The 24,608-nt window shown below is 65.3% G+C and carries 18 protein-coding genes and 1 pseudogene; 10 read left to right on the top strand and 9 right to left on the bottom strand.

Features of this window, described 5'->3' with window-relative positions; all coding sequences use genetic code 11:
- The first annotated feature begins 113 nt into the window (after positions 1-113).
- The 3 genes from B0G71_RS25415 to B0G71_RS25405 all read left to right on the top strand — a co-directional run bounded on the left by B0G71_RS25415 (position 114) and on the right by B0G71_RS25405 (position 5,244).
- A complete protein-coding gene (locus tag B0G71_RS25415) occupies positions 114-1,952 on the top strand; it encodes a VRR-NUC domain-containing protein (RefSeq protein ID WP_116145161.1) in 1,839 nt (612 codons plus the stop codon).
- Positions 1,949-4,213: an ATP-dependent DNA helicase gene (locus tag B0G71_RS25410; protein ID WP_116145159.1), complete on the top strand. Its 2,265-nt coding sequence runs from the start codon at positions 1,949-1,951 to the stop codon at positions 4,211-4,213. Before B0G71_RS25415 ends, B0G71_RS25410 begins: the two co-directional genes overlap by 4 nt.
- Before the next feature lie 179 nt (positions 4,214-4,392).
- On the top strand, positions 4,393-5,244 hold the full coding sequence (locus B0G71_RS25405) for an alpha/beta fold hydrolase (RefSeq protein WP_116145157.1): 852 nt from the start codon (positions 4,393-4,395) through the stop codon (positions 5,242-5,244).
- Here B0G71_RS25405 and B0G71_RS25400 read toward each other — a convergent pair.
- From B0G71_RS25400 to B0G71_RS25385, 4 genes are all read right to left on the bottom strand, one after another.
- The gene (locus B0G71_RS25400) at positions 5,183-7,840 is read right to left on the bottom strand and encodes a mechanosensitive ion channel family protein (protein WP_116145155.1); all 2,658 of its coding nucleotides are present in this window, start codon (positions 7,838-7,840) and stop codon (positions 5,183-5,185) included. The genes B0G71_RS25405 and B0G71_RS25400 overlap by 62 nt on opposite strands.
- 345 nt (positions 7,841-8,185) lie before the next feature.
- Positions 8,186-8,536: an NIPSNAP family protein gene (locus tag B0G71_RS25395; protein ID WP_116145153.1), complete on the bottom strand. Its 351-nt coding sequence runs from the start codon at positions 8,534-8,536 to the stop codon at positions 8,186-8,188.
- Positions 8,537-8,691: 155 nt separating this feature from the next.
- A complete protein-coding gene (locus B0G71_RS25390) occupies positions 8,692-10,428 on the bottom strand; it encodes an MFS transporter (protein ID WP_116145151.1) in 1,737 nt (578 codons plus the stop codon).
- Positions 10,429-10,656: 228 nt separating this feature from the next.
- Positions 10,657-12,093: a sigma-54 dependent transcriptional regulator gene (locus B0G71_RS25385; RefSeq protein WP_106278286.1), complete on the bottom strand. Its 1,437-nt coding sequence runs from the start codon at positions 12,091-12,093 to the stop codon at positions 10,657-10,659.
- A gap of 1,346 nt (positions 12,094-13,439) precedes the next feature.
- Here B0G71_RS25385 and B0G71_RS25380 point away from each other — a divergent pair.
- The 3 genes from B0G71_RS25380 to B0G71_RS25370 all read left to right on the top strand — a co-directional run bounded on the left by B0G71_RS25380 (position 13,440) and on the right by B0G71_RS25370 (position 16,794).
- Positions 13,440-13,727: a hypothetical protein gene (locus B0G71_RS25380; protein ID WP_116145150.1), complete on the top strand. Its 288-nt coding sequence runs from the start codon at positions 13,440-13,442 to the stop codon at positions 13,725-13,727.
- Positions 13,728-13,793: 66 nt separating this feature from the next.
- On the top strand, positions 13,794-14,996 hold the full coding sequence (locus B0G71_RS25375; protein WP_116145148.1) for an AAA family ATPase: 1,203 nt from the start codon (positions 13,794-13,796) through the stop codon (positions 14,994-14,996).
- A gap of 355 nt (positions 14,997-15,351) precedes the next feature.
- Positions 15,352-16,794 carry a nicotinate phosphoribosyltransferase gene (locus B0G71_RS25370; protein ID WP_116145146.1) on the top strand — a complete coding sequence of 481 codons (1,443 nt, stop codon included), beginning with the start codon at positions 15,352-15,354 and terminating at the stop codon, positions 16,792-16,794.
- Here the strand turns inward: B0G71_RS25370 and B0G71_RS25365 are convergent.
- The gene (locus B0G71_RS25365) at positions 16,791-18,644 is read right to left on the bottom strand and encodes an ATP-binding cassette domain-containing protein (protein WP_116145143.1); all 1,854 of its coding nucleotides are present in this window, start codon (positions 18,642-18,644) and stop codon (positions 16,791-16,793) included. The genes B0G71_RS25370 and B0G71_RS25365 overlap by 4 nt on opposite strands.
- A 5-nt stretch (positions 18,645-18,649) precedes the next feature.
- A complete protein-coding gene (locus B0G71_RS25360) occupies positions 18,650-19,537 on the bottom strand; it encodes an extracellular solute-binding protein (RefSeq protein ID WP_116145141.1) in 888 nt (295 codons plus the stop codon).
- Positions 19,538-19,632: 95 nt separating this feature from the next.
- On the opposite strand from B0G71_RS25360, the pseudogene B0G71_RS25355 reads away from it, so the two are divergent.
- The 4 genes and pseudogenes from B0G71_RS25355 to B0G71_RS25340 form a co-directional block, all read left to right on the top strand.
- Positions 19,633-19,959, top strand: a pseudogene (locus B0G71_RS25355) (nitrogen fixation protein NifQ); the annotation flags it as partial.
- A gap of 58 nt (positions 19,960-20,017) precedes the next feature.
- Entirely contained in the window at positions 20,018-20,419 is a 402-nt protein-coding gene (locus B0G71_RS25350; protein WP_241974981.1) for a winged helix-turn-helix domain-containing protein, read from the top strand.
- Between the two features lie 223 nt (positions 20,420-20,642).
- Positions 20,643-21,134 carry a nuclear transport factor 2 family protein gene (locus tag B0G71_RS25345; protein WP_116145137.1) on the top strand — a complete coding sequence of 164 codons (492 nt, stop codon included), beginning with the start codon at positions 20,643-20,645 and terminating at the stop codon, positions 21,132-21,134.
- Positions 21,135-21,228: 94 nt separating this feature from the next.
- Positions 21,229-22,116, top strand: coding sequence for a 2OG-Fe(II) oxygenase (locus B0G71_RS25340; RefSeq protein WP_116145135.1), 888 nt, complete (start codon positions 21,229-21,231; stop codon positions 22,114-22,116).
- A 19-nt stretch (positions 22,117-22,135) separates the two neighbouring features.
- Here the strand turns inward: B0G71_RS25340 and B0G71_RS25335 are convergent, their stop codons facing one another.
- The 3 genes from B0G71_RS25335 to B0G71_RS25325 form a co-directional block, all read right to left on the bottom strand.
- The gene (locus B0G71_RS25335; RefSeq protein ID WP_258875779.1) at positions 22,136-22,462 is read right to left on the bottom strand and encodes a cation transporter; all 327 of its coding nucleotides are present in this window, start codon (positions 22,460-22,462) and stop codon (positions 22,136-22,138) included.
- Between the two features lie 109 nt (positions 22,463-22,571).
- Positions 22,572-23,006 (bottom strand): GNAT family N-acetyltransferase, encoded by a 435-nt coding sequence (locus tag B0G71_RS25330; protein ID WP_116145133.1) that lies wholly within the window; start codon positions 23,004-23,006, stop codon positions 22,572-22,574.
- A 36-nt stretch (positions 23,007-23,042) separates the two neighbouring features.
- Positions 23,043-24,482 carry an MFS transporter gene (locus B0G71_RS25325; RefSeq protein ID WP_116145131.1) on the bottom strand — a complete coding sequence of 480 codons (1,440 nt, stop codon included), beginning with the start codon at positions 24,480-24,482 and terminating at the stop codon, positions 23,043-23,045.
- Positions 24,483-24,608 lie beyond the last annotated feature (126 nt).

The following is a 24,608-nucleotide window of genomic DNA, read 5'->3' as shown; positions in this document are numbered from 1 at the left end:
GCATGGCGGTACGTTCAAGCCGCGCCATGATGTCGCCACAAGGCCGTGTGGCCGGGCCGGCCACGGAGTTTGCTATCATCACTGTATAAACATACAGGTTTCATGAAAGTGCCGTGGCGACACCCGTCTCTCCCTACGCCCTCTACTATCTGCTGAACTTCGAGCGCGCCCTGGCGTGGCTCGCGCAGCGTTACGACGATCTGTTCGACGCGCACGAGCAAGCGTTTCTGCGCGAGTTCGCTGCGTTGCCGCAGTCTTCGCGCGCGCTGCTGGTTCGCATGCTGATGCGCAAAGGCACGCTGTTCCGCGCGAGCCGCCTGTCTTACGACGAGATCGGCTGCCCGTTGCAGGCAGCGGCGCCAATTGCGGCGCTCGGCTGGGTCGACACCGAACCGGGACTCACGCTCGACGAATTGTTCGCGCTCACCACGCGTGCCGAGTTGATGGAGATTTTCTCAGACGCCATCGCGATGATTCCGGGCGCAAGGAGCCTGCGCAAGCCCGACTTGCTGGAAACACTCCGCCCGTTTTATGCAAGCGAAAACGACGAGGGAGGCGCCACTGCGCTTGCGCTTTCGGCATGGCACGGTCGAACTGAAGACCGCGTTTTTCACGTGGCGATCGCGCCGCTTTGCGAACGCTTGCGGTTGATGTTCTTCGGCAATTTGCAGCAGGAGTGGTCGGAGTTCGTGCTCGCCGATCTCGGCGTGTTCCAGTACGAGAAAGTGGCGTTCGCGCCGTCGTCGCGCGCGTTCCAGCAGCGCGCGGATGTCGACGTCTATCTCGCGTTGCACGCGTGTCGTGAAGCGCTCGAATGGTTACCCGGTGGCGAGGCGGAAGCGGCGGCAATCGAAGAGATCGTCGCCACTGTCGCCTCCATTGAAACGGCCAACCCCTGGCTTGAAACGCGGCGCGCGAAACTGTTGTTCCGCATCGGCTACCTGTGCGAGCGTCGGCAGAACTGGGCGGCGGCGCTCGCCGTTTATGAGCGTTGCGCGTGGCCCGGCGCGCGTCATCGGCGCATGCGCGTGCTCGAACGCAGCGAGCGTTTCGACGATGCTTTCGCACTGGCCTCGCAAGCCGCCGCCGCGCCGGAGAGCGAAGAAGAGGCGCAACGCGTCGCGCGCATGCTGCCGCGTTTGCAGCGCAAGCGCGGCGAACCGGTCGCGCGTGTGCCTGCCGCTCGCCCGGTCGAGCGCACCACGCTCGTGCTGCCGCGACCCGAGGCGCCGATGCCGGTCGAATACGTCGCCCGCGATCATTTGACATGCGAGACCGCGCCGGTGCACTACGTCGAGAACGCGCTGATCAATTCGCTGTTTGGGCTGTTGTGTTGGGAGCCGGTTTTTGCGGCGTTGCCCGGCGCGTTTTTTCATCCGTTCCAGCGCGGTCCGGCCGATCTGCACGCGCCGGATTTTCATGCGCGTCGCGCGGAGCTGTTCGCCGAGTGTCTCGACCAACTCGATAGCGGTGCCTATCGCGAGACGATTGTGCGGCATCTGCATGGCAAGGCGGGGCTGCAATCGCCGTTCGTGTTCTGGGGGCTGCTTACGCCGGAACTCGTTGCATTGGCGCTCGACTGTCTGCCGGCCGCGCATCTGAAGCTGTGGTTCGAACGCTTGCTGCGCGACGTGCGCGGCAATCGGTCCGGTTTGCCGGACCTGATCCGCTTCTGGCCGGCCGAACGCCGCTATGAGTTGATCGAAGTGAAGGGCCCGGGCGACCGCTTGCAGGACAACCAGATTCGCTGGCTCGCGTATTGCGCGCAGCACGGCATGCCGGTGCGCGTGCTCGATGTGCGCTGGGCCGATGAAGAGGTCGTTGCCGAAGGTGGCGCGGCTGAAATTGCCGCCGACGCTAACGCCAAAGCTTTCTCTGAGGCCGCCACAAGAGCCACTATCGAGGCCGCCACGCAACCCGTCATCAGCCCCACCACCGAGGCCCGCGCATGACCTACGTGGTCGCCGTACGGGCGATGTGCGAGTTCACCGCGAGGCGCGGCGATCTGGATCTGCGCTTCACGCCGGCGCCGACCTCGCTCGAAGGCATGGCGGGCCACGTGACCGTCGCCGGCCGGCGCGCGAGCGGCTACGAAACCGAGATCACGCTGACCGGCACGCACCGCAATCTGACCGTGCGCGGGCGCGCCGACGGCTACGATCCCGTCGCGAACCGCGTGGAAGAGGTCAAGACCCATCGCGGCGATCTCGAACGCATGCCGGCCAATCACCGCACGCTGCACTGGGCGCAGGCGCTCGTCTACGGTCATCTGCTGTGTCGGACGCGGGAGCTCACGGAGCTGACCGTGGCGTTGGTGTACTTCGATATCGGCACGCAGAAAGAGGTGCTGCTGACGCAAACGCATACCGCGCTCGACCTGGAGATTTTCTTCGTCGAACAATGCGAGCGGTTTCTCGATTGGGCGGTGCAGGAAGAAGCGCATCGGGCCGCGCGCAACGCGGCGCTCGGCGCGCTGCAGTTTCCGCACGGGCAGTTTCGCAGTGGGCAGCGCGAGCTGGCGGTGTCGGTGTATCGCGCGGCGCGTGACGGCAAGCCTTTGATGGCGCAGGCGCCGACCGGCATCGGCAAAACGCTCGCGACGATTTTCCCCTTGCTCAAGGCGTGCGCTTCGGACCAGATCGAGCGGATATTCTTTTTAACCGCCAAGACACCGGGCCGCGCGCTGGCATTGGACGCAATCGAAACCCTCCATCAAGGCGCCACGCGTCTGCCGTTGAGAACCCTCGAACTGGTCGCGCGCGACAAAGCCTGCGAGCATCCCGACAAGGCCTGCAACGGCGAGTCCTGTCCGCTCGCGCGCGGCTTCTACGACCGGCTCGACGCGGCCCGCAGCGCGGCGCTGGCCGGTGCGCGCCTCGACCGCGCGGCGGTGCGCGACGCGGCGCTCGCCAACCAGGTCTGTCCGTACTATCTGGCGCAGGAACTGGCGCGCTGGGCCGACGTGGTGGTCGGCGACTATAACTACTACTACGACAGCAGCGCGATGCTGTACGCGCTCACGCAGATCAATCAGTGGCGCGTCGGCGTGCTGGTGGACGAGGCGCACAATCTGCTCGACCGCGCGCGGCGCATGTACAGCGCGTCGCTCGATCAGGCGGCGTTCCGGCTCGCGCGCAAGACGGCGCCGGCCACCTTGCGCAAGCCGCTCGAGCGGCTGCAACGCGAGTGGAGCGCTGTCAAACGCGCGCAGACCGAGACCTATCAGGTCTATGCCGAGGTCCCCGGCAAACTGCTCTCGGCCGCGCAGAATCTGATCGGCGCCGTCACCGATCAACTGGCGGAAGCACCGCTTTCCATCGACGAAGCGTCGCTGCGCTTTTTCTTCGACGCGATGCATTTCGTCGCGCTGGCTGAACAGTTCGGCGAGCATTCCATCTTCGATATCACGCTCGCCACAGACCGTTACGCGCCGCGCGACAAAACGAATGCCACGCTGTGCGTGCGCAACGTGATTCCCGCGCCGTTTCTTGCACCTCGCTACGCGGCGGCGCGCACCACGGTGATGTTCTCGGGCACGCTCAACCCGCATCATTTCTATCGCGACACGCTGGGCCTACCCGAACAGACTCAATGGCTCGACGTGGAAGGCCCCTTTCGCGCCGAGCAGTTGCAGGTGCGCGTGGCCGGCAACGTATCGACGCGTTGGCGCGACCGCGAGCGCTCTCTCATGCCGATCGTCGATCTGATCGCCAGGCAATACGCCGCGCAGCCGGGCAACTATCTGGGCTTTCTGAGCAGCTTCGAGTATCTGCAGCGCGTGGTCGCGCTGATGCGCGAGCGGCATCCGGATTTGCCGGTCTGGGCGCAGGAACCCGGCATGGACGAAACGGCGCGCGACGCGTTTCTCGCGCGCTTTCGCACCATGAACCAGGGCGTGGGCTTCGCGGTGCTCGGCGGCGCGTTTTCGGAAGGCATCGACCTGGTCGGCCGGCAATTGATCGGCGCGTTCATCGCCACGCTCGGTTTGCCGCAGATGAACGAGATCAACGAACAGATGCGTCGCACGATGGAGACGAGGTTCGGCAACGGCTACGACTACATGTATCTGTACCCTGGCTTGCAGAAAGTGGTGCAGGCGGCCGGGCGCGTGATCCGCACGGAGCAGGACCAGGGTGTCGTGCATCTGATCGACGACCGCTATCGGCGGCCGGAAGTGCGGCGCTTGCTGCCGCGCTGGTGGGACGTGCAATAAATAACGCGGCAACCGGCGCTTCACTAGCGCGTCTCTTTACCTCTCGGGTAATCGACCTGCCTACCGCCGCGCGGCACAGTGGCGGCACGGCATCACGATTCTCACTTGAGGCCGCAACGATCTTGCACGGGCCCAGAGTGAGCGCTAAAGCGCCGACTCTGGTCGACAAAGGAGACTCCATGAACGCGACCGCCCCCTATCTCGCCGACGAACCGAACACCATCCGCACCGCCGACAATACGCGCCTGTTCTACCGCGACTGGGGACAAGGCACGCCGCTCGTCTTCCTCTCGGGCTGGACGCTGAACTCCGACATGTGGGCGTACCAGATGGAACCGCTGTCGCACCTCGATTGCCGCTGCATCGCATATGATCGGCGCGGCCATGGCCGTTCGAGCGACCCCGGCCGCGGCTACGACTTCGACACGCTCGCCGCCGATCTGGAAAGCGTGTTGAGCGCGCTCGATCTGAGCGGCGTCACGCTGGTCGCGCATTCGATTGCGAGCGGTGAAGCGGTGCGCTACCTGACGCGCTACGGTTCGGCGCGCGTCGCCCGGATCGCTTTCGTCGCGCCCGCGGCCACGCCGTATCTACTGAAGACCGACGACAACCCGAACGGCATCGACGCCGCGTTATTCGAGCAGGGCCGCCGCGCGCTGAGCCGCTCCTTTCCCGACTGGATCGAGGCGAACGCGGCGCCGTATTTCGGGCCCGGCGTGTCGCGCGCGCCGATGGACTGGACGATCCGCATGATGCTGCAAACCTCGCATCAAGCGATGCTCGAACTGGCCCGCGTGCAGACCATCACCGATTTTCGCGCGGAACTGGCGCGGATCGAGGTGCCGTCGCTCGTGCTGCATGGCGACCGCGATGCGTCGGCGCCACTCGAAATGACCGGCCGGCCCACCGCGGCGTTGATACCCAGCGCGTCACTGCATGTCTACGAAGGCGCCGGCCACGGCTTTTACTTCACTCATGCGGAGAGGTTGAACCAGGATTTGCTGGCGTTCCTGGGCCGCCAGCCGGCTTAGGATCGACGGGCAACTGGTCTTCCACCGGCGCGTCGGCTTTGCCGGCGGCGTCGGCGGATGGCGCGGCGGCGGGCGGTTCGTCCTGCGTTGCATTTGATGAGCCGGGTGCGTCTTCGGAGACGTCATCCGCTTCGATCCTGGCCGGCGCGCTGTCCGGATCCCACGTCAACAGATTGCGCTGCGGGTTCGCGATCTCGATGCCGCGCTCCTGGAACTGGAAGAGGATGCGCCGGTTGAATTCGCGCTGCACGCCCCAGCGCGCGCTGTCGCGGCACTGAATCTGGCCGGCCAGTGTGATGGCGGAGCCGTCGAGCGCATCGACACCCCAGAAGCTGAAGTCCGACAGAATGCCGTCCCTGAACTTGTCGTCCTCGCGCAAGGCGGCGCCGATTTCCTTCAAGGTGTCGATGGCGAGATCGACATCCTGACCGAATACGATGTTGACCTTCACCGCCGCATTGCCGATACCGCGATTCGTGTTGTTCACCGTCGACACCGAACTGAACGGCACGGTGTAGAGCGAACCGTCGCCGCCGCGCAGCCGCACGGTGCGGATCGACAGATATTCGACGGTGCCGGACACGCCCGCGAGCGTGACCCAGTCGCCGACCTGCATCGCGTTTTCCATCAACAGGAAAATGCCGGTGATGAAGTCCTGCACCAGTTTCTGCGAGCCGAATCCGAGCGCCACGCCGAAGATACTCGCGCCCGCCAGCAGCGGCCCGATGTTCACGCCGAGTTCGCTCAAACCGGTCAGCACCACCACCAGCGCGATCGCGCAGAAGAGCGCGCTGCGCAGCATCGGCAGCAGGGTGCGCAAGCGCGCAGCGCGCACGAGGTCGCCGCTGGTGGTCCAGCGGTCGAGCCGCTGTTCGACGGAGACGTTGACGCCTTCCCACACCAGCAGCGCGATCACGGCGGCCACGCCGATCGTGATGATCGCCGAAGCAAGCCGGTGCCCGATCGTGCCCGTGCGGAACAGGTCGACCACATGCACGCCCCATACCTGCAACAGCGCGAGCGCGGTCACGATGCCGATGACCCACGCCACCACACGGCGCAGCAGCGGGTAATAGCGGTACGCATGCTGATGCACGACCGACTTGCTCGCGTCGTCCTGCACATTGAAGAGCCGGGCCAGCGCCCCGAACATGACGATCGACACGACCCGCGCGCCTACCAGCACCGCCAGCGAAATGCCGCCGAGGTGCAGCAGCGTGTGATAGCCGTTCTGCACGTCGAGCGCCCAGATGAACCACAGCGCCATCACGACAAACACCGTGGCCCACGCCCAGACTTCGGCGAATACGTTGCCGAACATTTCAAGCGACTTGCGCGCGGCGAGGCGCTTGCGGATCAGTTCGCCGACCGGGCTCGCGCATTGCAGCACGAGGATCGAGATCATGACGTGGCCGGCTAGCGCGACCACTTTCATCAACGCAAGATGCGCCGCGTCGTTCAGGCCGAGCGACTGCGCGATCTCCGCGACCGCGGAGCCCACACCCACCACGCTGACGATCCGCACCACCCAGCGCTGCATGAAAGCGGCCCACGCATCGCTCATGCGCAGCAGGCGCAAACGCGGCGCGGCCGGCTGCAGGAAGAAACCGCAGACGATCACGATCATCCGGCACAGCACGTAGATGTCGATCAGCGAATCGAGCGCGCGGTCTTGGGGCGTGCCGTCGTCGGTGAAGATCGACATCAGCGCGCTCGCCGCGCCGACGAACACCACCAGCGGCAACAGCCGCAGCACCATCGTCAGGAGCGCGCGCGGCAGGCGGCGCAAGAGCGTCCAGTGATGTTTGGCGTTCTGCTTGCCTTTGGCTTCGTTGACCTTGCCTTTAGCCTTCGTGGCGGCCGAGGTACCTGCCGGCGCGGCCTCGGCTTGCGCCTGCGCCGCGCTTACCGGCGAAGCCGGCGACACGGGCAAGGGCGGCGCGGCGTTCGGCGCATCGGCGGGTTGGGGCGCGACGTCGACGGGCAGGTCGGTTCGCGCGTCGTTGTCGTCTTCCAGTTCGCGGCGCGCGGCCAGCGCGCGGTAGGCGCGGCGCAGCAGGCGGCGCGCGAGCCATTCGAGCGCGAGCGCGGGAAGCAGCGCGGCCAGCAGCGACCAGGCGACGTGGCCCAGCACGGCTCGCGCTTGCGGGTTGGTCGATTGCCAGTTCCACCAGGCGCGCACCGATGCGACGTCGAGTAGCGCGGCGACCGAGCTGCGCAACGAGGCGCCGAGGTGCACGGCCCAGTGCGCGCCCTGGCGGGCCAGCTGCGAGGCAAGGCCGTTCGACTTGAACGCCGCCGGCACGAGCGCGGCGGCGCCGCTTGCCGCGGCGGGCGCCGAGCCGGCCGCGGGCGCGGAAGCGGGCGGCGCGCTCAGCGCGCCGGCGGCGGCGATGGCCTGCAGCGTGTCGGCGACTTGCGCGCGGCGCTTGGGATCATTGAGAACGGCGAGCGCCTGGCGGGCCTGCTCGGGCGTCAGCGTGACCCCGACGCCCGAGGCGGACGACGCGGCCGTGGCCGGCGGTGCGGCGGCGAAAACCGGCGCGGCGATGAACGCGAGGAGGAAGAAAAGCCAGATTGGGAATAGTTTGCGCATAGGGTGTAAAGCGGGGGACAGAGGCGGAAGGCTGTGCCGACGGATACTGGCCGGTTCGGCGGCGTGACCATGAACCGACATGGGTGTGGTCGTACAAGTTCCTTGGGCGGCCTTGGCGCGAGGTGCCTGAAAGCCGGCAAGCCCCGCGCGGCGGCATCTTGCGGAAGCAAAAAACCTGCCTGTCGGAAAGAACCGCATTGTCCCATGTCGGCTGCGGCGGGCCCGAATTCCCCATTCTGCCGCCTTCGCGAGTGCCTGCCGGGCTGCAAGCGCCTTTGCAACCGCAACCGCATCCGCTCCGCTCGCATAAATGCCGCGGCCGTCGCTACGTCCACCGCCTCGCCATCACTCCGTCGCCGCCCCCCTGCGCACCGGCGGCACACCCAAGGTGCCTTCCACGACTTCGGTGAAGGTGCGCTCCTCGCGCAGAATGAAACGCTTCGCTTGCGCCAGCTTGAAATTGTCGCGTGCCTCGGCATCGGCGCGCAGTCTCGCCCGATACGCTTCATAAGCCGCGAGACTGTCGAACGCGATCAATCCCCAGGCGATGTCGTTGGTCCCCTCGTGCGGCAGAAAATAGCCGATCAGATGGCCGCCGCAACGCGGAATAATGTGGCCCCAGTTGCGGGCGTATTCGTCGAAGGCATCGCGCTGGAACGGATCGATCTGATAGCGGATGAAGCAGGTAATCGCCATGTGCAAGCTCCCTGTTTAGTCGAAGGTCGTGGTGTGAAGGGCTGTGACTGCAGTATGGCGCGCGCCGGACAGCGATGTTTCAGCGCGGTCTGAACTATGGATGGGCGTCCGTGCGCGAGGCGTGAATCAGGCGCGGCGCATCTCGGCGGCCGTTGCTAACGGATTGTCAAAAACGCCAGCGCTGCACCGGCCAGCGCGCACAACGCCGACACCAGCGCGACCGCGTGCAATGCCGCGCCGAGGGCGTCGGCTTGTGCCCGTGCCACCTCGGGTTGGGCCCGTGCCGGATCCACGTTTGTTTGCGCCGCGTCGGCTTCGGTGTGCGCCGCCGCCCCATCTGCCTCGCCCACTTTGCCCTTCGACGCACCCGCCCCAGCGGCAGGCAATGCAGCGCCCGCATCCATGCCGACCTGCGCCAGGCTCGCCGCCTCGCGCGCCGCCTGCGGCACATGCAGCGCATCGAGCCGCGCCGCGAGTGCCGCGTCGTGCGACCACACGAACACGATTCCCAGCACCGCGATCGCCAGCAGGCTCGCCACCCGCGCCACGGCGTTATTGATCCCCGAAGCGACGCCCGTGCGCGCGGCGGACACCGAGGCCATCACCGTCGTGGTCAGCGGCGCGACGGTGACGGTCATACCGAGTCCGAGCACGGCCAGCGCGGGCAGAAAGCCGCGCCAGTACTCGCCGCCGACCCACGGCAGCGCAAGCATCGCGAAGCCGGCCGCGGCGGCGACCGGCCCCACGGTCAGCAAGGCCCGCGCGCCGTAGCGGCTCGTCAGGCCGCCGGTGAAGCGCGACAGCAGGCCGATGGTCAGCGGCACCGGCAGCAACGCCGCGCCCGCCTGAGTCGCGCTGTAACCATAAGCGCGGATGAGCGTGAACGGCAGGAAGAATAGCGCACCGCCCAGGCCAAAGTAGACCAGCAGCGTGACGAGATTTGCGCCGACGAAGTCACGTGAGCGGAACACGTCGAGCGGCATCATCGGATTGCGGGTTCTCGCTTCGAGCGCGACGAAGGCGCTCAGCACCAGCAGGCCGCCGAGGATCGAAGCCAGCACCCAGCGGTCGCCGAAGCCGCGCGCCGAGGCGAGCGTCAGGCCGTAGGTCAGGGCGGCGAGTCCGGCGGTGGCCGTGGCCGCGCCCGGCCAGTCGAGTCCGGCCGCCGCGTGTCCAGTGGCCCCGCCGGCGCGCGCGGACGGATTTCCGTCATCGTCCTGCCGGCTGTCCGGCACGGCCATGACCGCCAGCGCGACCGTCGCGCAGGCAATCGGCACGTTCAGGAAGAAGATGGCACGCCACGAGAACGCATCGACGAGCCAGCCGCCCGCCACCGGCCCGAGCGCCGAGGTGATCGCGCCGACGCCGGCCCAGGTGCCGATCGCCTGGCCGCGCTCCTTGTCGTCGAACACCGCGCCGATGATCGACAGGCTGCTCGGCACCAGCAGCGCCGCGCCCACGCCTTGCACGGCGCGCGCCGCGATCAGGGCCGCGGCGCCCGGCGCGAGGCCGCAGCCGATCGAGGCGAGTGTGAACAGCCCGATTCCCGCGATGAACACCGTGCGCCGGCCAAGCTTGTCGCCGAGCGAGCCGCCCACCAGCACCAGCGCGCCGAGAAACAGCAGATAGGCGTCGACGACCCACTGGATTGCCGCCACGCTCGCGCCCAGTTCGCTCTGAATGGACGGCAAGGCGACATTGACCACAGAGCCGTCGATGAAGGCCATGCTCGAGCCGAGGATAGTCGCGGCCAGCGCGAGTTTTTTACGCCGGCACGGGTGGACGAGACTGGCAGGCTGCGCGCGGATGACGAGCGCATCGCACGGGCTGGCCTGAGCGGGCAGGACGGACGAGGAACGGCGCTTGAGCGCCGGTGCGTGCGGGTCGGCCAAGTCCGCTCCCGGAGGATGGATGAACGGCCTTCAGCATAGCAATGCCGGCGCGATGGCGAAAGGCGCGAGCGATGTGGGCGACGCATGCTGATGCATCGAGTCGCGTCGTTGCGCGCCATGGCGCGCGTGCAGTGACGGCGTGCGCAGCCCGCGAACTTCCCGCCGGCGAGGTTCAAGCCGGCGTCAATCGAATCAGGCGCAGCAAAAAACGCCGCCGAACGTACCCGCTCACACCAAAGAAGGCGCCCGTCGCTCCGCGTCGCCGTCGGCATCCGCGCCGCCGGCCGTATTGGAAGCGCGCCCGGCCGCCGGCTCCTGATGCAGCCGGTTGGCATGCATCAGCCGATACAGCGTGGCCCGCGAAATGCCGAGTTCGGCCGCCGCTTCGGACAACTTGTAGCCATGCCGCTGCAAAGCGTGTTCGATCGCATCTTTCTCGGCCTTGCTGCGGATTTCCGCCAGCGTGACAGCCGGCCCATTGTCGGCTTCCGGCAGGCCCAGATCGCTGGCCGTGATAAAACGGCCCTCGCTCATCACCACGGCGCGGCGCACGCAGTTGATCAACTCGCGCACGTTGCCAGGCCACGGATAGTTCGACATGGCGACGATCGCGTCGCTCGACAGGCCGCGCAGTTTGCGTGCGCCGTCCTGTTTGTACATGCTCAGTGCATAGTTGGCGAGCAACTTGATATCGCCGCCGCGCTCGCGCAACGGCGGCTCGACCAGACGCAGCACGCACAGGCGGTGATACAGGTCGGAGCGGAAGCGGCCGTCTTCGACCGCCTTGTCCAGATCGACGTGGGTCGCCGAAATCACTCGCGCATTGACATTGATCGGGCCGTTGCCGCCCAGCCGTTCGATCGTGCCTTCCTGCAGGAAACGCAGCAGAACCGCCTGGCATTCGTGCGGCATATCGCCGATTTCATCGAGAAAAAGCGTGCCTTCGTGCGCGCTCTCGATCCGGCCGATCTTGCGCTGAAGCGCGCCGGTAAACGCGCCGCGTTCATGGCCGAACAGTTCGGCTTGCAGCAGGCTCGGAGGAATCGCCGCGCAATTGATCGCGACGAACGGGCGGCCGGCGCGCGGCGAGCGTTCGTGAATCGCCTTGGCGGTCAGTTCCTTACCCGTGCCGGATTCGCCGGCGACGAACACCGGCGCGTCGGTCACGCCACATTTGTCGATGCGCCGGTACAACTGCTGCATCGCCTCGCATTGCCCCACCATGCCGTGCCGGCCGGCCGAAGGCTCCGGTGCGACTTCCACATGCCGCAGGCTCGACAGGCCATGCGCATGGCCGAGCGCGAATACGAGCCGCTCGTTGAGCCACGGCCGGGTCACGAAGTCGAAGCAGTAATCGAGGATGAAGCGGCTGACCAGTTCGTTTTCCGCCTGGCCCGGCGCGATCTGGGCGACCCAGTTGGTTTCTACGCGCCGCATGCAGGACGCCAGCGCGGACAGATGTTGGGATGTGCAGTCGCCCGGCAGTTCGACCAGGCCGACCTTGATGTTGCCGCGCTCGAGCATACGCTCGGCCACGGCCGTGCTTTTGGCATGCACCGCTTGCCAGCCAGAAGCCGCCAGAAAATCGGCGAGTTTCTGATCGGGCGAGTTCGACACATATAGAACGGTGCGTTCCGTGTCGACAGGCGTGCAAGTCGTATTCATGTTACCCCCGGTTGATGCAGCTCTCAGGACTGTTCTGCGACGTATGCGACAGACCGGCGTAATGCCGGCTTCCGGCCAACGGAGCTAGCCGGTCCGCTTGCGCGAGTCCGGACATGGAATGATCCACCGCTTTGGGTTCTGCTCCTCCCAGCCCGGCGGTCACGATTCACGATAGCGGCAATCTCGGGGAGCATGGAGCAGGCGGCGCAAACCGCGAGCTGCTGCATATCTGACGAATGGCGGCAACAGTGTTCACCGTTGAAACCGTCACGCGATCTTTTCCCCGAATCACTCAAACCGTTTTTAACCTCGTTGACCTGATACAGGCGCTCTTGTTGGCGCATGGGCTTAACGATAAGCGAAACCGCTGTGAAGCGCCATATAAACAAGTCTGGATTCAGAAACGTTTTCACGTTGCCTCATTGTTCATGCGCTACAAAATTGGACGGTCAAGTCCTGCTATGCGCGGCGTCGCACATAGCGCCTCAATTCGTTTTACGGCAAATGTCAAACGGAACTGTAGTTCGAGATTTGCCTTGTCTCACGCGTGCGACACATTGGGCATACGTGCGCTGCTACCGGATAGGGTTCCGAAGCGTCGGCATATTTAACCGGGATGCGACGCAACGCCCGGCCACGCGCGGAACGCGCGGGCTGCCCAGCGTTCAGGTGGCCGCGAATATCGCGCTGCGGCGTGTCGCCGGGCGCGGGAACATGTGTCGAATTCGAATCAACGCGAGCTGCGAAGTACGCCCAAGTCCGGTGCGCCGCATCGACGATCACGGTGGCATAAGGGTTTGAGGGTGCATGGCATAGCCGTTGCAATAAGCACTTCACAGCGAAGGCTGTTGCCGCCCGGTCCCAGGTTCAGGGAAGCCAGAATAAGAAGAGACCGGCGGCAAAAAGACTTCGTAGGCGCGGCTGGGGAAAGCCATTGCGTTCTACGAGGGTGCGGCGGGGCCAATAAAAAACAGATGTCATAAAAAGAATGGCGCAATGGTCGGTACAACGTACCGGTCATTGCGACCGGACGATGTAAAGGTTGACCTCGCCACTTTTTCCGTCGGTTATGGCGGATGTGAAGGGCGGAAAAAAAACAACATGTACCGCGCTCGTGGATTCGGCGAGCGAACGGTACGCACAACAACAAGAAAAACAGCGAAAGAGCAGCGACGGGGCAGCGCGCGGTCGAGGACCAACCGGGCGCGACGAAGCGGGGAGGAATGGCCGGAGTCTCCGGAGAGAGACGCGGGTTACGAGGTGGACCGGGCGCCGTGTCCGCGAAGTTGCGGACACGGCTCACCTGGACAGAGCGGTAGAAGAAGCACATTTTTTCGGGGGTTGTCATGACCAGACAGATCACCAAACCGGCCGGCACAGTACGGCCGGTTCGTCAAAGCACGACTCACTCAGTGGGCGTTTTCTATCAACGGCATATCGCCGCGCCGCGTGCTTTGTTCGCCGCTGCGCCGGTCGATCTGACTACGCTGGTGATCGCCGAGGCGATCAAGCGCCGGGCGCAAGCGGAGATCCAGCGCGAGGCGCTACGCGACTCGGTGTATGAGATGCCGGTGTCGCAGGAACGAAACTACGAGCGCGGTGCGGACATTCATCCGTCCGATGCCGACGATTAAAGCGAACCTCGACCGCTGTCGAGGCGGCTTCGCCAACCGAACGCGCCAGACCGGCGGAGAGCCGACATGATCGACATCTTCCTGATTTCATCCTGCATGGAGCGTGCGCCGCAAATCGTCGCTCGCCTCGAAGCAAGCGGCGTGGCTTACCGGCTGCGCACCGCTCAAGGCACGGCCCGGCAAGTGCGGGCGCACGATCGTGCGATTCGGAGCGCCGATATGCTGATCGTCGACGACACCGATCTGAGCGCGCGCGACCTGGACGGCGTCGAGGAAGCGCTGGCCTGCACGCCCGCCCTGCATTGCGTGCTGATGACGGCGGCGCCGTCCACCGCCTTGCTGGGCGTGGCGATGCGCGTCGGCGTGCGACACGTGTTGTCGTGGCCGGCCGACGCCGACGAGATCACCATCATTCTCATCCAGGCCGACGCGCGTAAAAACGCCACTAGCCGTCGCGCCGGCCGCGTCGTTTCGCTTGCTTCGAGCAAGGGCGGCAGCGGCACCACGCTGATCGCCGTGAATCTCGCGTATTCGCTGGCCGCGCTGAGCAACCGGCGCGTGCTGCTGATCGACCTGAGCCAGCAATTCGGCGACGCCAGTCTGCTCATGGCCGACAAGCCGCCGCCCACCACACTTGCCGATCTCTGCTCCCAGGCGGAGCGCCTCGACGCCGCACTACTCGAATCCTGCGTGATGCATGTCCACGCGAATCTCGATGTGCTGGCGGGCGCAGGCGACCCGCTCAAGGCGGCCGAACTGCTGCCCGCGCAGTTGGAATGCATTCTCACGCTGGCGCGCGAGCGCTATGACGCGGTGCTGATCGACGTCGGGCAGAGCCTGAATCCGATGACGATTCACGCGCTCGATCGTAGCGACGCGATTTGCATGGTGGTGCGTCAGAACCTGCTTTACCTGCACGGCGGGCGCCGCATGCTCGATATTTTCAGGGAACTGGGCTATCCGGCCAGCAAGGTGCGGGTGGTGGTGAATCACTACGACAAGAACGCCCAGATCAACCTGTCGACGCTCGAACAGACGCTCGGCGCGAAGGTGGCGCATCAGCTTCCACGCGACGACAAGCAGGCCAACGACGCGCTTAGCCGCGGTGTGCCGCTGGTGACGTCGGCGAGAGACAGCACGCTTGCGCAAGGCATCAGCCTGTTGGCGGACATGTTGTGGCCGGCGAGCGCCGAGCGTCGCAAAGGCGTGCTCGGCCGGTTGTTCGCGTCGCGGCCGAACGTGCCGCCGCAACTCAAGCCGGGGCATTGAGCCCATCCTGTCGAGCGGGACAGAACGGTTGGAAGCAAATCCGCACGTCCATCGGCTGATCTGGACAGCGGACGCGTGCCGCTGCTACGCTGCGACACCGGAGGCCGGCAGCCCGTGGCGCAGCCGGCTCAAATAATAATTCGCATATCGAACGAGTCTGCAATGACATGGACCGCTCATGCTCGCGGCCTCGGTGGAAGTGCTTCGTTGCCCCGAACCTATCGCGCCGATCGAAGCAATGCGCGGTTCGATGTGATTCCCGCTGTGTTTTGACGGTGTATCGTGTCGTTGTGGCCGGCCGGATGCGCGGCCCGTCTGCTTACTTTTCAGAGCGCCTATGAGCGCAGCATCGTCCATGCAAAACGAGCCCAACGGCCTCAACGATATCGCGTCGATTCTGTCCAATCCGATTCTCAACACGGATTCGTACAAGGCGTCGCACTATCTGCAATATCCGCCCGAAGCGTCGGCGATGTTTTCATACATCGAATCGCGCGGCGGGCGCTACGACCGCACGCTGTTCTTCGGCCTGCAGATGCTGATCAAGGAATACCTGTGCCGCCCGATCACGCCGGCCATGATCGAGCAGGCGAAAGCATTCTTCACGGCGCACGGCGAGCCGTTCAACGAAGCGGGCTGGCGCTACATCGTCGAACATCACGGCGGTTATCTGCCGGTACGTATCCGCGCGGTGCCGGAAGGCTCGGTCGTGCCGACGCACAACGTGCTCGTCACGGTGGAATGCGACGACCCCCAGGTGTTCTGGCTGGCGTCGTATCTGGAGACCATGCTGCTGCGCGTGTGGTATCCGATTACGGTTGCGACGCAGAGCTGGCATCTGCGCGCGACGATCCGCGGCTATCTGCTGAAGAGCAGCGACGACCTCGCGCAATTGCCGTTCAAGCTGCACGACTTCGGCGCACGTGGCGTGTCGAGCGCGGAGTCGGCGGCGATCGGCGGCGCGGCGCATCTCGTCAGCTTCATGGGCTCGGATACCGTGCTCGGTGTGGTCGCGGCGAACCACTACTACAACGAGACGATGGCGGCGTTTTCCGTGCCGGCGGCGGAACACAGCACGATCACCTCGTGGGGCCGCGAGCGCGAAACCGACGCGTTTCGCAACATGATCGCGCGGTTCGGCAAGCCGGGCGGGATCGTGTCGGTGGTGTCCGACTCCTATGATCTGTTCGCCGCGCTCGACGCCTGGGGCAACGAGTTGAAGCAGGCCGTGCTCGACTCGGGCGGCACATTGGTGATCCGGCCCGACTCGGGCGATCCGCAAACCATCGTGCTGCAAACGCTGCGGACATTGGAGGCGTCGTTCGGATCGGTGGTGAACGGCAAAGGGCGGCGCGTGCTCAACACCGTGCGGGTAATCCAGGGCGACGGCGTGAATCCCGATTCGATAGAAACGATTCTCGCCGCCATGGACGAAGCCGGCTTCGCGGCGGACAACATCGTGTTCGGCATGGGCGGCGCGTTGTTGCAGCAGATCAATCGCGACACGCAGCGCTTCGCGATGAAGTGTTCGGCGATCCGGTTAGGCGACGAGTGGCATGACGTGCTCAAGGACCCTGTCACCGATGCCGGAAAGCGCTCGATGAAAGGGCGGCTGACGCTGCTGAGGAATCGTCACACGGGCGAGTATCGAACGACGACGCTACCTGTTGCCTGGGATGAGCGCACGGTCGCGAGCGATTGGGAAGACGTGCTGGTGACGGTGTTCGATTCCGGCAAGCTGCTGATCGATATGTCGCTTGCCGAAATCAGGAGCCGCGCTCACGCGCACGAAGGCTAGTGCGCTGCGTCGCTCGCTGGCCAGACCGCAACGCCGGAAGCGCGGATCTCGATCCGGCACGGTGCGCCTTCGCGCAAGCGGTCGTCTTCATTGGCAATGTCGAAGCGGACGCCGGCGATATTCACACGGACATAGCGCTCGCCGCGCCGTAGTTCGACCGCATCGACCACGCCCGCATGCGTGCCGTCTTGCCCTACAACAATCGCATGTGACGATACGCGCCACATGACACGCTCGCCGGCAGGCAGGGCGAGCCCACTGTCGCCGGTTCCGATAACGAAGCCCGGCGCGATCTCGACCTGGCCCGACGCGCTCATCACACCTTCGCCGACGTTATGCAAGCCGAGCAGACCGGCCACGCGCATCGACGCTGGCCGTTCAAACACGGCGTCGATGAAGCCCGCTTGCAGCGCACGGCCCTGTTCGACCACCAGCACTTCATCAGCGAGCAACGCGGCTTCATCGGGATCGTGCGTGACGATAATCGTCACTGCGGCGATCTCGCGCTGCAGCGCGCGCAAGGACTGCTGCAAGCGCCGCCGCCGCGGCGTGTCCAGCGCGGCGAACGGTTCGTCGAACAGCAGCAGTTCGCTGTGCCGTGTCAGCGCGCGCGCGAGCGCGACGCGCTGCCGCTGGCCGAACGACAGTTGATGCGGCAGTCGCGCAACTAGTTGCGCGAGACCCAGATGATCGAGCCAGTAACGCGCGCTCGCCGGATTGGCATCGACGGGAAAGGCCAGTTGCTGCGCGACCGTCATGTGCGGAAACAGGCCGTAGTCTTGCGGCATGTAGCCGATCTGCCGGCGTTCCGGCGGCAGCGTATTCAACGGCGTCGCGCCGAGCGTCACGCTGCTCGTCGCGTTGGATTCGAGTCCCGCGATCAGACGCAGCGCCAACGACTTGCCCGAACCCGACGGCCCGATGATCGCGAGGCGCCGCGTCGCCGGCGTCCATGCGAGATCGAGATTGAACGCGCCCAGTTGTCGTCGCAAATGGAAAGCAAGGCGCAAGTCCGCTGTTTCGCTGCTACTCGAAGCCGTCAGGCCCACGCCGGGTTGGAGCGTGTCGTCGCCGTTTTCGGTTTTCTCGAGCGTGGTCTTTTGCCGAAGGCTGTAAATCGACAGCGCCGCGCAGACGATCGCGATGGCGAGCGTCGGCAGCAGCAGGGGCATCATCGCCGGCAAGCCTTGTCCGCCGAATACGACGTACGTATAGACAGGCAATGAGTACGGGTGATAGGCCACCATCACGGTCGCGCCGAATTCGCCGAATGCGCGCAGCCACGCGAGCGCGAGTCCCGCGCGAATCGCCGGCCATGCGACCGGCAGCATGACGCGGAAAAAGCGGCTGCCGGCGTGATGGCCGAGCGTCGCGGCGACGTCGTCGAGTATCGGATCGACGGCGGTAAACGCGGACTTGGCGGCGATGATCAGGAAGGGCGCGGCGACGAAGACTTCCGCGAGCACGATCCCCGCGAACGAATCCGTCAGCACGCCGCTTGTGAAGCGGCCGACCCAGCTATATGGGCCGAGCAGAAACAGCAGCAGCACACCGCTGGTGAGCGGCGGCAGCGCCAGCGGCAGTTGCACGACAAAACCGAGCAGCGCCACCTTGCGCGAGTTCGAGCGCGCGAGGAAATAGCCGAGCGGCACGCCGCCCAGCAGAATCGCGAGCGAGGCGACGCTCGCGCTCGCGGCGGAGACGCCGACCGCCGACCACGTCGCGCGCCAGTCGACATTGGCCCAGTCCGCCGCGCCGAGTTGCGGCACGCTCGCCACGAACGGCGCGCACAGATAGATGGCCAGCAGCGCCGCCAGCCACAGCAGCGGACGCGCAGCGGTACGTTTCATCGCGCTTACTGCGCGGCGTCGATTACGGCTTGCACCGACGGCGGCATGGCTTGCACGTTGCCGCTCACGGTCGGTTTGATGACGTCCACGCCATGTTGCTTGAGCAGCGCGCGGCCCTGCGTGCTCAACAGGAAGTCGACGAAGCTGCTCGCGCCTTCACGATTCGGGGCGTCGCTGAGAATGGTCAGCGTGTAGCTGGCCTTGGCCTGTAATTCGGGTGCGGGGCGGATTGCCGGAATCTTCAGGTCTGACGTTTCGGTGGAATAGAAAAAGCCGGCATCGAGCTGGCCTGATTGCAGACGGCCCACCAGCGTTTCCTCAGGCAACACCTGTTCGGGGTTTTCCGCGGCGCCAAGCGTTTTCTCGACGAGGTCCGGTTGATGGTAGAGCCCAGCCGCCCTGGTCACCATCTCGACGGTGAACGCGCCCTTCGGGTCGAGCTTCGGATCGGTCCGCCCGATGCGGATGCCCGGCTCCTGCAGCACCTGGTCCCAGCGCTTGCTCCTGAACTGCGGCGCGAATCTGCTTTGCGGGTTGTAGCCGATCATCAACGGCGATTCGGCGAAGTTCACATACCACGTGACGTGATCGCCGTTTGCCGCGCCCGTCAGACCGTCATTCACCTTGGGGCTCGCGCTGATGAATACGTCGCCGCGGCGCAGTTTGCCCTTGATCTCGTTGGCGATCTTGTTCGAGCCCGCCGCGTAGCCGCGGAAATGCTGGCCGGTGGCTTTCTCGAATGCCGGGCCGATGCTGCGCTCCATCAGGTTGACGAGCGAACCGGCGTACAGCACGTTGACCGTATTGTCCTGCGCGAACGCGGGCATGGTCGTCACGATGCCGGAAACGACCGCGACAGGAGCGACGAGAGAAGCGAGCAGCTTGCGAATCATGCGATAACCCCGATGCGTTATTAAGAGCGCTATATTACGACGTCCTCGCGTTGTCTTGTGTGACGACGCTGCCCCGCGTTAATTGAGTGGGAGGCGTCCGCACGCTCCACGCCCTATTGCTCATGCGGGCCAGCGCCACGGTCCAGGCGGACGACGCGCAGTGTCTCGCGGCGATCATCGCTCATGCCTGTTTGCGCCCGGATCATCTGTGGCGCGATCTCGGTTTCGCCGGCCGCGACGAAGTCACGTGGATGTTGACGCGCTATTTCCCTGCGCTCGTTGCGTTGAATACCGCCAACTTGCGGTGGAAGAGATTCCTCGCCGAACGACGCGCGCTGTCATTGGGTTTGCAGCCTGGGCCGGCGCCGGGTTGTCCGGGCTGCGAAGACTACCGGCATTGCTTCCCAGACCTCCGAGGATGACCGTGACGGCCGATCGGCCAGGGTGGCGGCGCAAGGCGGTTCGTGTATGCTTTCGCGCATGGCTGACACCCCAAAAAACACCCCCGCGCCAGCGGCAAAAAAAGCCGCGAAAACGCGCCCCGAAGTGCGCTTCAGAATGCGCATCCGTAGCGCGGACGCGGTCGCGCTCGGGCCGGGCAAAGTCGAGTTGCTCGAAGCCGTGCGCGAATTCGGCTCGATCTCGGCGGCGGCGCGCAGCCTCGATATGTCGTACCGGCGCGCGTGGCTGCTGATCGACGAACTGAACCGCTCGCTCAAGTCGCCGGCCACGCATTCGGAGCAGGGCGGTCAGAGCGGCGGCGGCTGTACGCTCACGCCGGTGGGCGAAACCATCATTCGCCTGTACCGCGACGTCGAAGTCGAGGCGCAGCGCAGTTGCGCGAAACAGATCGCCGAGTTGACCAGGCTCATCCGCTCCTGAGGCGCCGAGTTCGTGAACAGAGCTCGCTCAGCCGTGCCGCAGGCAAAACACCGGAGTAGGCGGATTGCCCAGTTGGGCGAGATTCTCCGGATGCAGACGGGCCATCAATTCGACAAAGCTCGCCACGCTGGCCGTGCGCTTGTGCGGCGTGCCCGCCGTCGAATGATCGCCGGGCGCTTTTCCGGATCGACTTCAAAAACGGCCAACGCACCCCATCAAAACAATGAGCCATCCCAACGCGAACACCAACACCGAACTGATCCAGTGTTTCTACACGGCGTTCCAGCAACGCGACGCCGAAACCATGGTGGCCTGTTACGCGGACGACGTCGTCTTCAGCGACCCCGCGTTCGGCGAGCTGCGCGGCGAAGAAGCTCGCGATATGTGGCGCATGCTGGTGGCGCGCGCACAAGACTTTTCGCTGACGTTCGAAGGCGTCGAAGCGGACGAGCGCAGCGGCCGCGCCCACTGGATTGCGAGCTATCTCTTCAGCCAGACGGGGCGCGCGGTGGTCAACCGCATCGACGCCCGTTTCGTGTTTCGCGACGGACGCATCGTCGAGCATCGCGACAGTTTCGATTTGTGGAGCTGGACGCGCCAGGCGCTCGGCCTCAAGGGGACGCTGCTCGGCTGGTCGCCGCTCGTGCAGCGCGCTATCCGGGCGCAGGCGCGAAAGGGCCTCGAACTCTACAGGCGCCGTCAGCAGCGCACTTGAGCAGCGTGCCGCGCAGTCAGGCCTAAGACCGCCTGCTTGCTATCATTCAGCCACGTGATGCTGAATTTTTTCAAGCGGACGAATGAGGAATGCTATGCCAGTAGTGGATGCCGCATGGGAAGAGTGGCTGAGCAGCAACGTGGCGCGCGGCTGCAGTCCCGATTCGATGGTCGACGCCATGGTGCAGGCCGGTTTTGCCACCGACGCCGCGCGCGCGGCCGTGCACAGGACCTTCGGCCAGGACCCGGCTAAAGCGGCGAACCCGGCCTTTGCCGCGGCGGCCGCGACCGAGGCGGCGCTCGCCAAAGCCGCGCCACGAACGTACCAATACGATGATCCGCCCGTCGCGCGCGGCAATCTGATCCGCGCGCACGATCGCGACGTGCGTGTGCTGATGCGCTGCGAGCGTCCCCAGGTGATCGTGTTCGGCGACGTGTTGTCGCCGGACGAATGCGCCGAGATGATCGAGCGCTCGCGCCATCGGTTGAAGCGCTCCACCACGGTCAATCCCGATACCGGCAAGGAAGACGTGATCCGCAATCGCACCAGCGAAGGCATCTGGTTTCAGCGCGGCGAAGACACGTTCATCGAACGGATGGACCGGCGTATTGCGAGCCTGATGAACTGGCCGGTCGAAAACGGCGAAGGGCTGCAGATTCTGCACTACGGCACGACCGGCGAATACCGCCCGCACTTCGACTACTTTCCGCCGGATCAACCCGGCAGCGCGGTGCATACCGCGCAAGGCGGCCAGCGCGTCGCCACGCTGGTGATCTACCTGAATGACGTGGCGGACGGCGGCGAAACCATCTTCCCGGAAGCGGGCATATCGGTCGCGGCAAGACAGGGCGGGGCGGTGTATTTCCGTTATATGAACGGCCGGCGCCAACTCGATCCACTCACCTTGCATGGCGGCGCGCCGGTGCTCGGCGGCGACAAATGGATCATGACGAAGTGGATGCGCGAACGCGCTTACGGCTGACGCGAACCGCTTCCAGATTTTATTCAGCCGGTTGACCGGCGGCGGCAGTCGCGTTGCCGGGCGAGCCAGCGAAAAGTTGCTTCAACGCGCTGCGGCCGCTTACGAAGCCCATGCGCATGATCATCAGGCCGATCGCCGCGCCGGCGATGTGGTCGAGCATCGGCATGCCGGCCAGACTGCCTGCGAGTCCCAACGTCGCCACCAGCGCCGACACCGCGTCGACGCGCGCGTGCCACGCGCTGGCCAGCAGAATCGCCGAGCCGGTGCGGGCGCCTTCCGCGCGCATATAGCGAAACAAGGCTTCCTTGGCGAACATGACGAAGCCGCTCACGGCCAGCGCGCCGATAAGCGGGACGGTTTTTACTGCTTGTGCGGTTTCTGTTCCCGCAGCAAATTAACCGTCCAACGTGGCACACCGATGACAGCGCCGCGAGAGTTCGCGGCGCGCGCTGCGCTCAGGCCGGCTTGTACACGTCCGGGTTATGCCGCTCCATATAACGCTCCGGCGTCGCGAGTCCCGTGAAGCCGTGCGGCTCGTACACGCGATGCGCGTCCGTCGTCACCAGCACGATTCTTCGCAAGCCCTGCAGCGACGGGCTCGCGAAAACGTGCTTCATTAAAGCGGACGCATATCCGTTGCCGCGATAGCCCGGCAGCACGAACACGTCGCACAGGTAAGCGAAAGTCGCCTCGTCCGTGATCAGGCGCGCGAACGCGATCTGTTTGCCGTCGATATAGCCGCCGAAACACAGCGAGCCCGCGACGGCCCGCTCGAACGTCTCGCGCGGCATGCCCTTGGCCCACGGCGTTTCTCGCGACAGGAACGTATAGACCGTCTCCATATCGAGCGCGGCCTTGTCATTCGAAATCGTCAGTTCGTGTGCTTGCAACGCGTGTCTCCTGCCGTTTATCAACGTGTTTTCTCGTCAACCCTTGGCCGGGTCTTCGCTGCCGCGCGAGCCGCCGCCGATGCTCTGGCCGGCATTGCGTGCGAGACCCATGTAGCCGATCACGGATGCCAGCGTCACCACGCCCGCGAACAGAAACGCGAGACGGAAATCGTCGAGCGTGAACACGCGGCCTGTGATCTCGCCATTGAAGAACGCCGCCGCGCGCAGCGACACCGCGCCGAACGCGATGCCGAGGCCGATTGTCATTTGCGCGGCCGCGCTCCATAGCGTGCTGGCGGCGCTCATCTGCGGTTGCGCGACGTCGGCATAGGCGAGTGTGGCGAGCGTGGAGAATTGCATCGAACGCGCCACGCCGTAGATGAACACGACGAACAGCACCAGCGCGAGCGGCACGTTCGGGCTCAGCAATCCGCACGCGATGATGAACACGCCGGCGACCGTCACGTCGACGATCGACACCATGCGGAAACCGTAACGCTGCAGGATACGCGTGGTCAGCGCCTTCATGCCGAGGTTGCCGAGCGCGCTCGCGAGCAGCAACAGCCCCGACTTGAACGCCGACAAGCCGAAGCCGACCTGGAACAGCAGCGGCATCAGATAGGGCACCGCGCCAATGCCGATGCGCGTGAACGAGCCCGTCACCACCGTCACGGAGAAAGTGGGGATTTTCAGCGTCGAGACGTCGATGAGCGGATGCGGATGACGCTTCGCATGCTGGAACGCCACCACGCCCACCAGCAACCCGCCGACGATGATCGCCCCGGCGATCCACGGATTCTCGCCGGGCTGGCTTGCCAGCTCCGCGCCGTAGAGAATCGCCGTCAACGCCGCGCCGCTCAGCAGCAGGCCGACCACGTCGAGCGGCTTGCGTTCGGTGCCGCGCAGGTTCGGCACCAGCGCGAGCGCCACGGCCATGGCCGCGAGGCCGAACGGCACGTTGAGCAGAAAGATCCAGCGCCAGGACGCGTAGGTGGTGATGAAGCCACCGATCGGCGGCCCGACCACCGGCGCGGCAATCGCCGGCCACGTGATGGTCGAGATCGCCTGCATCATGCGGCTCTTTTCGGTGCTGCGGACCACGATCAGGCGGCCCACCGGCACCATCATCGCGCCGCCTATGCCTTGCAGGAGACGAGCGGCGGTGAACTCGACGACGTTCTGCGACAGGCCGCACAACACGGAAGCCACGGTGAACACGCCGATCGCGCTGAAGAACACCGTGCGCGAGCCGCAGCGGTCGGCGACCCAGCCGCTCGCGGGGATGAAGATCGCCAGCGCCAGCATGTAGGCCGTCATGCCGAGACTGAGGCTGTTGGGGCCGACACCGAACGAGTGCGCCATCTGCGGCAGCGCGGTGGCGATTACCGTGGTGTCGAGGTACTCCATGAAGAAGGTGGCCGCGACGATATACGGAAGCCAGCCGACGTGCGTGTTGCGTGTCTCGCTGCCGCTCATTGCGCGGCTCCTGTCGGGCGGCTTGCGGTGTCGTGCGAGCGCATTCCAGCGCCGATGCCGTGCCGGCGCTTCGCGCGCGATGGTTGGACCTTCATGTTCTTGCGACTACCTTTTGAAAACGTGTTT

The sequence above is a fragment of the Paraburkholderia sp. BL27I4N3 genome, assembly GCF_003386115.1.
GTDB lineage: Bacteria > Pseudomonadota > Gammaproteobacteria > Burkholderiales > Burkholderiaceae > Paraburkholderia.
The sequence above is the reverse complement of the archived record's forward strand: the minus strand, read 5'-3'. Positions and strand labels throughout refer to the sequence as shown.